This window comes from Streptomyces glomeratus (assembly GCF_021462825.1).
Classification (GTDB): domain Bacteria; phylum Actinomycetota; class Actinomycetes; order Streptomycetales; family Streptomycetaceae; genus Streptomyces; species Streptomyces glomeratus.
In genome coordinates, this window is the sequence record NZ_JAKEEB010000006.1 from 284,348 (window position 1) to 295,931 (window position 11,584).

Sequence of the window (11,584 nt, forward strand, 5' to 3'; positions counted from 1 at the left end):
GACGGGCCGCATGTATGAGGATGCCCGGTCGGTGGCCCGATCGGCTCCGACCCGACAGCCCTCCTCGGCCGTACGGCACCGTGCGTACGGCACCCGGAGGGACCCTCAGCGGTACGAGCGCTGGAGCGTCGGAGTGGTCCCCTGCCACAGGCCCGTCCCCCAAGCGGCCGACGTCATCCGGCATGGTCACGACCCTCGCGCTCGCCTCGCACCGCGTACACAGAAGAGGCAGCACCCTGACTACGACTTTTCGAGAACTCGGAATCCTTCCCGAGACGGCCGAGGCCCTGGAGGCCGTCGGCATCGTCCATCCCTTCCCCATCCAGGAGATGACGCTCCCTGTAGCCCTCTCGGGCACCGACGTCATCGGCCAGGCCAAGACCGGCACCGGAAAGACGCTCGGATTCGGCCTCCCGCTCCTCGAGCGCGTGACGGTTCCCGCCGATGTCGAGGCGGGCCGCGCCAAGCCCGAGGCCCTCACCGACACCCCCCAGGCGCTCGTCGTCGTGCCCACCCGTGAGCTGTGCACCCAGGTCACCAACGACCTGCTCACCGCGGGCAAGGTGCGCAATGTGCGGGTCACGGCGATCTACGGCGGCCGGGCGTACGAGCCCCAGGTGGAGGCCCTGAAGAAGGGCGTCGACGTGATCGTCGGCACCCCGGGCCGCCTGCTGGACCTGGCCGGCCAGAAGAAGCTGAACCTGAAGCACGTCAAGTGCCTGGTCCTCGACGAAGCCGACGAGATGCTCGACCTGGGCTTCCTGCCCGACGTCGAGAAGATCATGGACATGCTGCCGGCCAAGCGGCAGACCATGCTGTTCTCGGCGACGATGCCGGGCGCGGTCATCGGTCTGGCCCGCCGCTACATGTCGCAGCCCACGCACATCCGTGCGACGGCGCCGGACGACGAGGGCGCGACGGTCGCGAACATCAAGCAGTTCGTCTACCGCGCGCACTCCATGGACAAGCCCGAGATGGTCGCCCGCATCCTGCAGGCCGAGGGCCGCGGACTGGCGATGGTCTTCTGCCGTACGAAGCGGACGGCGGCCGACATCGCCGAGCAGCTCCAGCGGCGCGGCTTCGCGTCCGGCGCGGTCCACGGCGACCTGGGCCAGGGCGCGCGCGAGCAGGCGCTGCGGGCCTTCCGCAACGGCAAGGTGGACGTGCTCGTGTGCACCGACGTGGCCGCGCGCGGCATCGACGTCGAGGGCGTCACGCACGTCGTCAACTACCAGTCTCCCGAGGAAGAGAAGACCTACCTGCACCGCATCGGCCGTACGGGCCGTGCGGGCGCGTCCGGTACCGCGATCACGCTGGTCGACTGGGACGACATCCCGCGCTGGCAGCTGATCAACAAGGCGCTGGAGCTGGACTTCAACGACCCGGTGGAGACCTACTCCACCTCCCCGCACCTCTTTGCCGACCTCGGTATCCCCGAGGGCACGAAGGGTGTGCTGCCCCGCGCGGAGCGCACGCGTGCGGGGCTCGCCGCGGAGCAGCTGGAGGACCTCGGCGAGACGGGCGGCCGGGGGCCGCGCGGCCGCCGCGGCTCGGTCCCGCCCGCGGAAGCAGAATCCGAGCGTCCGGCGCGTACGCCGCGCCGCCGTCGCCGTACCCGGAGCGGGGCACCGCTCGACACACCGGCCGCCACCGAGGCCGAGGCCCCGACCGCCACGGACACGCCGGACGACACGGCCGGGGCCGTGGAGCCGCGCACGCCGCGCCGCCGTCGCCGTACGCGCGGCGGGGTGGCGCCGGAGCCGGATGCCACGGTGACCGAGACGGTGGAGCCGACGGCGCCGGAGGCGGCCGAGGCCGTGGCGGACACTGCCGAGCCGGTCAAGCCGCGCCGCCGCCGCACCCGCAGGACCGCGGAGACCGTGGTCGAGACGGTCGCCGCGGACACCTCCGAGGCCACCGTCGGCACCGCGGAGGCGGCTCCCGCCGCGGAGACGGCCGTGGACACCGCGGAGGCCACCGAGGCCAAGCCGCGCCGCCGCACCCGCAAGGCCGCGGAAGCCGTGGTGGAGACGGTCGCCGTCGACACCACCGAGGCCGCGGAGGCCAAGCCGCGCCGCCGCACCCGCAAGGCCGCGGAGACCGTGGTGGAGACGGTCGCCGCGGACACCGCCGAGGCGACGGAGACCAAGCCGCGCCGCCGCACCCGCAAGACCGCCGAGGCCGCTGTGGACACGGCCGAGGGCGAGGCTCCGGCCAAGCCGCGGCGTACACGCAAGACGGCCGAGGCTGCCGTGGACACCGCGGAGGCCGCCGAGGCGAAGCCGCGCCGCCGCACCCGCAAGGCCGCGGAAGCGGCTCCGGCTCCCGCCGAGGCTGCCGTGGACACCGCGGAGGCCGCGGAGGCCGCGGAGGCCAAGCCGCGCCGCCGCACCCGCAAGGCCGTCGCCGCCGCCGATGCCGCGATTCCCGCTCAGGTGACCGAGGAGGCCGAGGTCAAGCCCCGGCGCCGCACCCGCAAGGCGGCCGCCGCGGAGGCGGAGATCCCGGCGCAGGCCGACGACGCGGAGGCCAAGCCGCGCCGCCGTACGCGCAAGGCCGCACAGCCCGCCGAGGGCTGAGCCGGTGGGACCACGATGGCCCGTCCCCATGCCGGGGGCGGGCCATCGGTGTGCTCGGCGCTCCGTGTACCGGACCGTCACCCGCCCCCCCGCCGTCACCCAACCGCCCGGTAACCTCCCCCCATGAGTCGTCCCCCCAGCTTCGTCCCGCCCCCCGGTGTCCGGGCGCACATGCTCTCCACGGACCGCGGGGAGTTCGCCGTGCTCGAGGCGGACGCGGCGACCTCGCGGGTGCGGGGGACCGCCCTCCTGCTCCCCGGCTTCACCGGAAGCAAGGAGGACTTCATCGTCGTGCAGCCTCTGCTCGCGGCGGCCGGGTACCGGACGGTCGCCGTCGACGGGCGGGGGCAGTACGAGTCCCCCGGCTCCCGGGACGACGAGGCGCCGTACGCGCAGGCCGAGCTGGCCCGGGACGTGATCGCGCAGGCACACGCCGTGGCCACGCCCGTGCATCTGCTCGGACACTCCCTCGGCGGTCAGATCGCCAGGGCCGCCGTCCTCCTCGACGCCTCCCCCTTCGCGTCGCTGACCCTCATGGCGTCGGGCCCGGCCCAGATCTCCGTTTCCCAGCAGCAGCGCGTGAAGCTGCTGCGCGACGCCCTCACCGTCATGGACATGGCCGAAGTGTGGGATGCCATCCAGGCCATGGAGCCGCCCGAGGAGCCCGGCGCCGCGGACATCGACGAGGGACTCCTCGCCGACGGGGAGGATCTGCGCCGCCGCTGGCTCGGCAACAGCCCCGCCCAGCTTCTGGCGACGGGCCGGCAACTGTGCGAGGAGCCCGACCGGGTGGCCGAGCTGGCCGCCGTCGGCCTGCCCGTGCACGTCCTGTCCGGCGACCGCGACGACACCTGGCCGATCCCCCTGTTGGACGACATGGCCGCCCGGCTGGGTGCCCACCGCACGGTCGTACCGCACGCGGAGCACTCCCCCAACACCGACCGCCCCGAACCGACGGCCCAAGCCCTCGCCGCCTTCTGGGACCGGCACCCCTAGCCGCCGGTCACCCGCTCCGCTCCCGCACCCGGTACCGAAGCCGTCAGTACTGCCCCTGCACGTGCTCCCAGAAGCCGTCCCGCAGCGCGCGCCGCAGGTCCGACTGGCCGCGCAGGGAGTACTGGAGAAGACCCTCCGCCTCCACCAGCAGGTCCTGGTCGACGGAGCCGGGCAGGTACGGGTGTCCGGGCAGCAGCTCCGCCAGCGCCGCCCGGCCCCGCGCCGCCAGCCACTTCGCCGCGATCTGGGCGCCCACGAAGCGGACGTCCTCACGGGTGGGACGGGCCGCGGAGGACGCCTCGTACGCCGCGGCCGTCCGGCGGCTCACATAGGGCTTGAAGAACTCGAGTTCGAGGGTGCGCTGGCTGTCGACCTCCCACAGCAGCGGCTCCGCCTGGTTGCGGCCCTCGGGCGCCTCGATCCCCCACAGGTGAACCCGCGCCCCGTACCCCTGCGCCGCCTCGACCGCCGAGACCAGGTCCTCGTCGCCGCCGATGAGGGCCGCGTCGCTGATGGCCCGGTGCCGGGCCAGCGACTCCAGATCGGTCCGGATCAGGGAGTCGACGCCCTTCTGCTGGTTGTTGGCGTTGAGGTTGCCGAGCCGCACCTTGACATCGGGAAGTTCGGCGATGGACTGCTGTTCCGCCGTGTGGATCCGGCGGCGCGCGCCGTCGTACCAGTACACACGCAGCAAGCGGCTGTCCGCGAAGATCGAGCGCGCCTTGTCGATGAGGGCCTCGATCAGCCCCTCGGCGTCGAGGTCGAAGGCCCGGCGGTCTTCCGTCCCGGCGACGAGCCGTCCCGTGGCCGCGTACAGATAGCCGGCGTCGACGAAGATCGCATGGGTCGAGGGCGTCTTCGCCACCTCGGCGAGCATGCGCTGGAGCAACTCGTTCGTGCGGTCGATACGGGCGCCGAGCGCCGCCAGGTCGTCGTTCATATGCCTCCATTGTCCCGGTGGTCACGCTGCGAACACAACCGATCCCGGTCGGTGCCCCGTGAAGACGATCGCACCCTGCGCCCGGCGGCCTTCCCCGGGACTTACCGGCGCCCCCGGGACTTACCGGTCAGTAATTAGCGACTCGAAAAATTTCCTTAGCGTAGGGAATGTTTGTAACACGCATCCCGTTGACTCTCTACGGACGAGGGCACTGCCGCCCACGCTCCGCCACCAGTAGTTCTCCTCAGGAGGATGACCAGACGAAGGGAGAAGCCCCATGCGCTTCGAAATCATGCGACTCGATGACGTCGACGGTACGGCCGTGGACACCACCGTCGTAGACGCCGCCTCCGTCAAGCAGATCGTTCAGCAGGCCGCCGCCATCGGACAGCGACTCTGGATCCGCCCGGCCGGCCAGTCCGCTTCATAACCGGGAACGCACGACCGTCTGAGACTTCGGAGCCCCGTACGGCATGTCCGTACGGGGCTCCGCGCGTTCCGGGCGCCGGCCCCGGGAGCCGTCCGGGCGGCGCTCAGCCGGCGCGGACGACCTGGGTGACCCCGTTGATGATCTGCTGCACGGCGATCGCGGAGAGCATCATGCCCGCGAGCCGGGTCACCAGCACCACACCGCCGTCCCTGATCACGCGGATGATCAGCAGCGAGTAGCGCATGACCAGCCACAGCACGACGTGGATCGCAAGGATCGCCGCCCACACGGACACCTGGGCGCCCACGCTGTCGGCCTTCTGGACCGCCAGGATCACCGAGACGATCGCGCCGGGGCCCGCCAGCAGCGGCATGCCGAGCGGCACAAGGGCGACATTGACGTCCTTGGTCTGCTTCGGCTCGTCCGTCTTGCCGGTGAGCAGGTCGAGGGCGATGAGCAGGAGCAGCAACCCGCCCGCGATCATCAGCGCGGGCACGGAGACGTGCAGATAGTTCAGGATCTGGTGGCCGAGCACGCCGAAGACGGCGATGACACCGCCGGCCACGCAGACGGCCTGGAAGGCCATCCGCCTCTGCACCTTGCCGGGCCGTCCGGCGGTGAGCGCGAGGAAGATCGGGGTGATCCCGGGGGGATCCATGATCACGAAGAGGGTGAGGAAGAGGGAACCGAAGACGGCGACGTCGAACATTGGGGGGCCTTGCGACGAGATGCGGGAAGGAGGAGACAACGGGATGGAGAAGGGGGTACGGCCAGAGGAGGTGCGCGCGAACGCGCGGAGGCGGAGGCACGGCGGCGTGTGCCGGGCGCCTCGAGGGCAGGGGGTTACCGAGGGGCTGGACCGCTCCGGAGGGCTAGAGGCTCCGGCGTCCGCCGGTAGTACCGCGGTCTCCGCCGGTGCCCGGCACCGGGAATGCTCCGGTGGCCCGCCGGGTGATCTCCCCGTACACCTCCGGGTCGGTGGTGTACTCGCCGAGGACGCACGTCTTGCGGCTGCCGTGGTAGTCGGAGGAGCCCGTGGCGAGAAGTCCCAGCTCGCGGGCGAGGCCGCGCAGCCGCGCCCGGGTCGCCGCATCGTGGTCCATATGGTCGGCCTCGATACCGTCGAGCCCGGCGGCGGCGAGGTCGGCGATGGCGGACTCCGGCACGGTGCGCCCCCGCTTCGAGGCGGCCGGGTGCGCGAAGACGGTGACCCCGCCCGCGGCCTTGACCAGCCGGATCGCCTCGAAGGGATCCGTCTCGTGCTTCTCGACGTAGGCCCGCCCGCCGTCGGCCAGCCACTGGGGCGTGAAGGCGTCCGAGACGCTGTCCACGACCCCGAGCTCGACCAGGGCGGAGGCGATGTGCGGTCGGCCGACCGAGCCCTCGCCGGCGATGCGGGCCACCTGCTCCCACGTGATCGGCACGCCCAGCTCCCGGAGCTTGGCGATCATGGCGTGGGCCCGCGGCACCCGGTCGTCCCGCACCAGCTCGCGCTCGGCGAGCAGGTCGGGCTCCTCCGGGTCGAAGAGGTAGGCCAGCATGTGCATGCTGATGCCGTTCCACCGGCAGGAGAGTTCGGCGCCGGTGACGAGGGTCAGGCCCTCGGGCAGCGCCCCGAGCGCCTCCGCGTGGCCTCGGGTGGTGTCGTGGTCGGTGAGGGCGACGACGTCGAGTCCCTCGGCGGCGGCGCGCAGCACCAGCTCGGCCGGGGTGTCCGTACCGTCGGACGCGGTGGAGTGGGTGTGCAGATCGATGCGCACGACACGGACTCCAGGCGGTGACGGGACGGAAGGGGACGCTCAAGGATAACGGGATTTCCGGCACCCCTGTCACACCCGCAGCCCGGAGGCGCCCCCTACGCGCACCAGCCCCCGCGGCTCATGGTGCGAGCAGGCGCGGCGACAGCGCCCCGATCGGCAGCAGGTCCACCTCCGCGCCCGCGTCGCGCAGGTCGGTCAGCACCAGTTCGTCGTACATGAGCATGCCCGTCTGCTCGGGCCAGACGACGGCCCACAGCCACAGGCCGCGCGCCTCGCCCGCGAACACCGCCCGGTCTTCGGGAGTGCCCGAGACATGCCACAGCGGGGTGGGGCGTCCGACGGCCAGCACCTTGGCCTGGGGCGGCTTCTCCACGTTCAGATAAGGGCCGGGATCCGGGCCGTCGATACCCGCGTAGCGCGCGCCGAGCCCCACGCCCAGTTCCTCGGCGACGAGGATCAGCTCGCCCACGCCGCCGAGCGGCCCGGGACCCGAGCAGGCCACGGCCGTCGCCCGGCCGCCGCTACGGTCGTCGCCGGCGTAGGCCACACCCGTGAACAGCCAGCCCACCGGCAGCGGCCACGGCATCCACACCGGCACCCGGGCACGGTGCACCACGACACTGAGGGCCTCGACGCTGGGCGGGATCACGGGCTGCAGCGGGTGCACGTTTCCGTGCACATCGCACTGCCAGGAATCGGCGAAGAGTCCGGGAGCCCTGACCCGGCCACCACACTTCGGGCAACTGGGTTCGCCCCTCATAGGGCCCCACGGTCCTCCCCGTCCCGCGCCGCGTCAAGGACGATCACCCGTCCGGCGTGTGCCCGCACGTCGGCTTCACGCCGCGTCCGGCGTCGCCTTCATGGGCATCGGGCTCACCGACCCGATCCCGCCCTCCATCGCCCGGGGCCTGCAGGCCTCGCCCAGCCGGGTCTCCCTGCTCTTCACCTCGTACCTCCTCATCACCGCCCTCGCGATGCCGGTGACCGCCTTCGTCTCCAGCCGCATCCGCGGCGAATCCGACCGTGGCCGCGCGAAGCGTGTCGGGCAAGGGTGATGGTGGGCGACGGGCGGGCAGCGCCGCGGAGGAGTGGAGCGACCTCCGCATGTCCTTCGTGGTGGCGGCTCTCATACGACGCGGAGGACGGCGTCACCGTCTTTGCCAACTGGCGACTTTCGGCCGGTGATTGGTGAGCTTGCTCACCTCCGCGTCGGAGCTTGTCCCCCTCTCCCTCAGTCGAGAGGGACGGACCCGCGGGACGGATCCCGTAGGTCCGTCCCGTTCGTCAGCCAGCGCTCCTGAAGGGCCTGGGCACCGTGCACCCGCTTCCAGGCGGCCTCGTTCGGGGTCATCGGCAGCAGCGGCAGAAACCGTACGGGGTCGAGGGGCGCATCCAGCTCCAGGTCCTCGACCAGACCGCCCGGCTCGGCGACCAGGACGGAGGTGAACGGGGCCCCGGGCCACAGCGGCTCGCCCACGTCCAGCGAGGCGCCGGGAGCCACCACCACCCCCTCGACCTGCGGGGACGCGGCCAGAACGGCGAGCGGGCGGAGCACCTTGTCGGTGTCGGCGCGGCCGCCTCGGACGGAGAGGACCAGCTCGGCCCGGGGCCCCTTGGCGGGGTCGGCGAGCATCGCGGCGGGGTCCGTCATCGGCTGGGCGGACATGCCGAGAGTGGCGTAACGCAGGACGACGCCTTCCGGGGAGTCGTCCCGGAAACGCAGCACCTCGATACGGTCCGTGCCGAGGAAGGTGACGGCCGCGCGGGCGTCCGGTTCGCCGAGCGCGGTGTGCAACCGGGCCTCGACCAGAGGAAGAACATCGACCATGCGGCGAGCATAGAACTCGTCAGCACGAGGCAAAGCGGCGCCTTGACACTTCGGTCGGCTGATACTGTTGGCCGGTGATTTCGGGCAGCACGCAGAAGCGGTGCGATCGAGTCCCGGACACCGTGAGGCTCCCCTACGGGGGAATGGATCGTCCCTCACCAGGGACCGGCCGGAGGAGGTGGGGCTGGCATGGATCGAAGTCGACCGTGCAGTACCACCCGCTCTTCCGACCGCTGATGTAGCTGCTCCTGCCGGCTGCCACCTCATCTCCCGCGCGCAGCGTTTTCGTGCGGATCCCCGGGGATCCGCACAGGATCCCTCCGTGCACCACGGAAGAGCACTTCGTTTCGTTTCACCTGATCTGTCTGATCTGAACCAGTAACGAAGCCCGCCACCGCGACGGTGCGGTGCTCCCCGCTTTGTGGACGTGCCAAACCTCCCCTGCCGAAAAGGCGGGAGACGACCCGTCAGGACGTCCCCATTCCGGGCAGTTCCACCCGTCGTCGGCGTCTTCGTTGCCCGTTGCGAAGGAGCCTGCCCATGTCGATGATTCGTGACCTGCGCGCCGTGGTCCGCCCCTCCCGCCCCTCGCTGCGCAAGGACATCAGCACGTACGACGCCACGCGTGACCCCGCGACGCCGTCCGCCGTCGTCGACTGCGCCGTCTACCGCGACGGGGTCCGTGTGCAGACCCCGCAGCCGCTGACCCCGCACGAGGCGATGCGGCTGGTGCGGCGCGACGGGGGTTTCGTGTGGATCGGCCTGCACGAGCCGACGGATGCGGAATTCGCCGGAATCGCAAGCGAGTTCGGGCTGCACCCGCTGGCCGTCGAGGACGCGGTGCAGGCGCACCAGCGCCCCAAGCTGGAGCGGTACGACGACTCCCTCTTCACCGTCTTCAAGACCATCCACTACGTCGAGCACGACCGGCTGACCGCCACCAGCGAGGTGGTGGAGACCGGTGAGGTCATGTGCTTCACCGGGCGGGACTTCTTCATCACCGTCCGGCACGGCGGGCAGGGCTCGCTCCGGACGCTGCGGCGCAGGCTGCAGGAGGAGCCCGAGCTGCTGGCCAAGGGCCCGTCGGCCGTGCTGCACGCGATCGCCGACCACGTCGTCGACGGCTACATCGCGGTGGCGGACGCGGTGCAGGACGACATCGACGACGTCGAGACGGAGGTGTTCTCGCCCGGCCGGAAGGGGACGCCCCGGGGCACCGACGCGAGCCGGATCTACCAGCTCAAGCGCGAGGTGATGGAGTTCAAGCGGGCCGTGGCGCCGCTGCTGCGGCCGATGCAGCTGCTGAGCGAGCGGCCGATGCGGCTGATCGACCCCGACATCCAGAAGTACTTCCGCGACGTCGCCGACCACCTCGCCCGGGTGCAGGAGCAGGTCCTCGGCTTCGACGAGCTGCTGAACTCGATCCTCCAGGCGAATCTGGCGCAGGCGTCCGTCGCTCAGAACGAGGACATGCGCAAGATCACGGCGTGGGCGGCGATCATCGCCGTTCCGACGATGGTCTGCGGGGTGTACGGCATGAACTTCACGTACATGCCCGAGCTGCACTGGAAGTACGGCTACCCGGTGATCATGGGCATCACGGTGGCCATCTGTCTCGGCATCCACCGCACACTGAAGCGGAACGGCTGGCTGTGAAGAGCCCGACTAGGCTGAGCGCATGACAAGCGAGCTGCTCGAGAGGGCCCTCGTCGAGGAGTCCACCAAGAAGTCCGGGCTGATCTGGGTCCAGGGCGCGTCGTCCGCCGGCGCGCCCGCCCAGGTCTCCCCCGCGCGTGCGCTGTGGCATGTGTGGCACGACGGCGCGGCGTGCGTGGTGGGCGACGGCCCCGGTGAGCAACCGCTGCCCGGCCTCGCCGACGGGGGCGAGGCGGTCGTCACCGTCCGCAGCAAGGACAAGGGCGGCCGGATCGTCACCTGGCCCGCGCGGGTGGTGGAGCTGACGCCGGGATCGCCGGAGTGGGAGGGCGCGGTCGCCGAGCTGAAGGGCAAGCGGCTGAACGCCCCCGACGGCGAGGAGATGCCCGAGCGCTGGCGGCGCACATGCCGGGTGCTGCGTCTGGAGCCGCGGGGCGCGACCGTCCCGCTGCCGTCCGACTCCCAGGCCGCGCCCCCGCCACCGAGCCCTGCCGTGACCCGCCACCCGATCCCGGCGGCCCTGCCACGGCTCCTGCGGCGCAAGCGACGCTAGCCGCACGGAGCCTCCCCGGGCCTGCCCCGGCCGGCCCGGGGAGGCCCGCCCCACAGGCCGGCGCGCCTCAGGACGACGGCAGCTGCTTGCCGTAGTCGACCGTCGCGCTCTTCGGCGGCTCCGTCAGCGTGAAGTCCTTGCCCCAGTCCGTCAGACGGAGGGTCCCCGCGTTGCCGGCGCGTACCAGGAGCAGCGGATAGGGGGCGCCCTCCAGGGAGACGTCCAGGGTGCCGCCGGAGCCCTTGTCGCCGCTGATACGGATCGTACGGACGCCGTTCTGCTCGTGGTGGCCGTCCGTCGCGAGGGTGCCGTGCAGCGTGAGCAGCCCGTCGAGCAGCACGTCCTTGTCGGTGAACCCGCTGAAGCGCCGGTAGGCCGGGTCACCGGCCGGCACCTTGACGTACTTGCCGTCGAGCTTGTGCGCGGCGGCCGACGAGCCGGCGCCGCCCCCCTTGCCGTCCTCGCGGTTCCAGAACGCGGCATCGGCCTTGAGGAACAGGCGCTCGCCCACCCGCAGCACCCGGAACGTTCCGTTCTTCGAGGTGACCGACCCGGTGCCTCCGTCGCCCTTCAGCCGCATGTCCAGCGTGTACGTGGCGCCGTTGCTGACCACGGTCCCCGACAGCCGCAGCGCCGACGCGGACTTCGCCGCCGTCCGCGTCCGGCTCTGGATCTTGTCGGCGGGCAGCTTCCCGACCCCATTGGTCCCCGCGTCCGGGTTGCCGCCACTGCACCCCACGAGACCCGTTCCCGTCACGACCAGCGCGCACATCACGCTCACCAGTGCGGCCCTGCGGGTACGGCCCTGGGGGATTGCAGTCACGGGCGGGGCTGCCTCTCGT

Annotated in this window: 11 protein-coding genes and 1 pseudogene; 6 read left to right on the forward strand and 6 right to left on the reverse strand. The window is 71.8% G+C overall.

Annotated elements, in window-relative coordinates; translation table 11 throughout:
* Positions 1 to 182: 182 nt before the first annotated feature.
* Together LZ604_RS10280 and LZ604_RS10285 are read left to right on the forward strand one after the other, a co-directional pair.
* Positions 183 to 2,579, forward strand: coding sequence for a DEAD/DEAH box helicase (locus tag LZ604_RS10280; protein WP_234514286.1), 2,397 nt, complete (start codon positions 183 to 185; stop codon positions 2,577 to 2,579).
* 123 nt (positions 2,580 to 2,702) lie between these two features.
* The gene (locus tag LZ604_RS10285) at positions 2,703 to 3,575 is read left to right on the forward strand and encodes an alpha/beta fold hydrolase (protein WP_234514287.1); all 873 of its coding nucleotides are present in this window, start codon (positions 2,703 to 2,705) and stop codon (positions 3,573 to 3,575) included.
* 43 nt (positions 3,576 to 3,618) lie between these two features.
* On the opposite strand, the gene LZ604_RS10290 is transcribed toward LZ604_RS10285, so the two are convergent.
* On the reverse strand, positions 3,619 to 4,515 hold the full coding sequence (locus tag LZ604_RS10290) for an NYN domain-containing protein (RefSeq protein ID WP_234514288.1): 897 nt from the start codon (positions 4,513 to 4,515) through the stop codon (positions 3,619 to 3,621).
* Positions 4,516 to 4,792: 277 nt separating this feature from the next.
* Here LZ604_RS10290 and LZ604_RS10295 point away from each other — a divergent pair, with 277 nt between their 5' ends.
* Entirely contained in the window at positions 4,793 to 4,945 is a 153-nt protein-coding gene (locus LZ604_RS10295; RefSeq protein WP_234514289.1) for a DUF8834 family protein, read from the forward strand.
* 103 nt (positions 4,946 to 5,048) lie between these two features.
* Here LZ604_RS10295 and LZ604_RS10300 read toward each other — a convergent pair whose 3' ends face one another.
* From LZ604_RS10300 to LZ604_RS10310, 3 genes are all read right to left on the reverse strand, one after another.
* Positions 5,049 to 5,654 (reverse strand): MarC family protein, encoded by a 606-nt coding sequence (locus LZ604_RS10300; RefSeq protein ID WP_234514290.1) that lies wholly within the window; start codon positions 5,652 to 5,654, stop codon positions 5,049 to 5,051.
* Positions 5,655 to 5,817: 163 nt separating this feature from the next.
* A complete protein-coding gene (locus tag LZ604_RS10305; RefSeq protein WP_234514291.1) occupies positions 5,818 to 6,705 on the reverse strand; it encodes a PHP domain-containing protein in 888 nt (295 codons plus the stop codon).
* 118 nt (positions 6,706 to 6,823) lie between these two features.
* Positions 6,824 to 7,465 (reverse strand): DUF6758 family protein, encoded by a 642-nt coding sequence (locus LZ604_RS10310; protein WP_234514292.1) that lies wholly within the window; start codon positions 7,463 to 7,465, stop codon positions 6,824 to 6,826.
* 82 nt (positions 7,466 to 7,547) lie between these two features.
* On the opposite strand from LZ604_RS10310, the pseudogene LZ604_RS10315 reads away from it, so the two are divergent.
* Positions 7,548 to 7,718 (forward strand): annotated as a pseudogene (locus LZ604_RS10315) (MFS transporter); the annotation flags it as partial.
* 218 nt (positions 7,719 to 7,936) lie between these two features.
* Here the strand turns inward: LZ604_RS10315 and LZ604_RS10320 are convergent.
* Entirely contained in the window at positions 7,937 to 8,533 is a 597-nt protein-coding gene (locus LZ604_RS10320; protein ID WP_234514294.1) for a suppressor of fused domain protein, read from the reverse strand.
* A gap of 540 nt (positions 8,534 to 9,073) precedes the next feature.
* Between LZ604_RS10320 and LZ604_RS10325 the strand changes: the two genes are divergently transcribed.
* Together LZ604_RS10325 and LZ604_RS10330 are read left to right on the forward strand one after the other, a co-directional pair.
* Complete coding sequence (locus tag LZ604_RS10325) at positions 9,074 to 10,189, forward strand: magnesium and cobalt transport protein CorA (protein WP_234514296.1); 1,116 nt, start codon at positions 9,074 to 9,076, stop codon at positions 10,187 to 10,189.
* A 22-nt stretch (positions 10,190 to 10,211) separates the two neighbouring features.
* A complete protein-coding gene (locus LZ604_RS10330) occupies positions 10,212 to 10,742 on the forward strand; it encodes a hypothetical protein (protein WP_234514298.1) in 531 nt (176 codons plus the stop codon).
* A 67-nt stretch (positions 10,743 to 10,809) separates the two neighbouring features.
* Here LZ604_RS10330 and LZ604_RS10335 read toward each other — a convergent pair whose 3' ends face one another.
* Positions 10,810 to 11,565 carry a hypothetical protein gene (locus tag LZ604_RS10335; protein WP_234514300.1) on the reverse strand — a complete coding sequence of 252 codons (756 nt, stop codon included), beginning with the start codon at positions 11,563 to 11,565 and terminating at the stop codon, positions 10,810 to 10,812.
* Positions 11,566 to 11,584 lie beyond the last annotated feature (19 nt).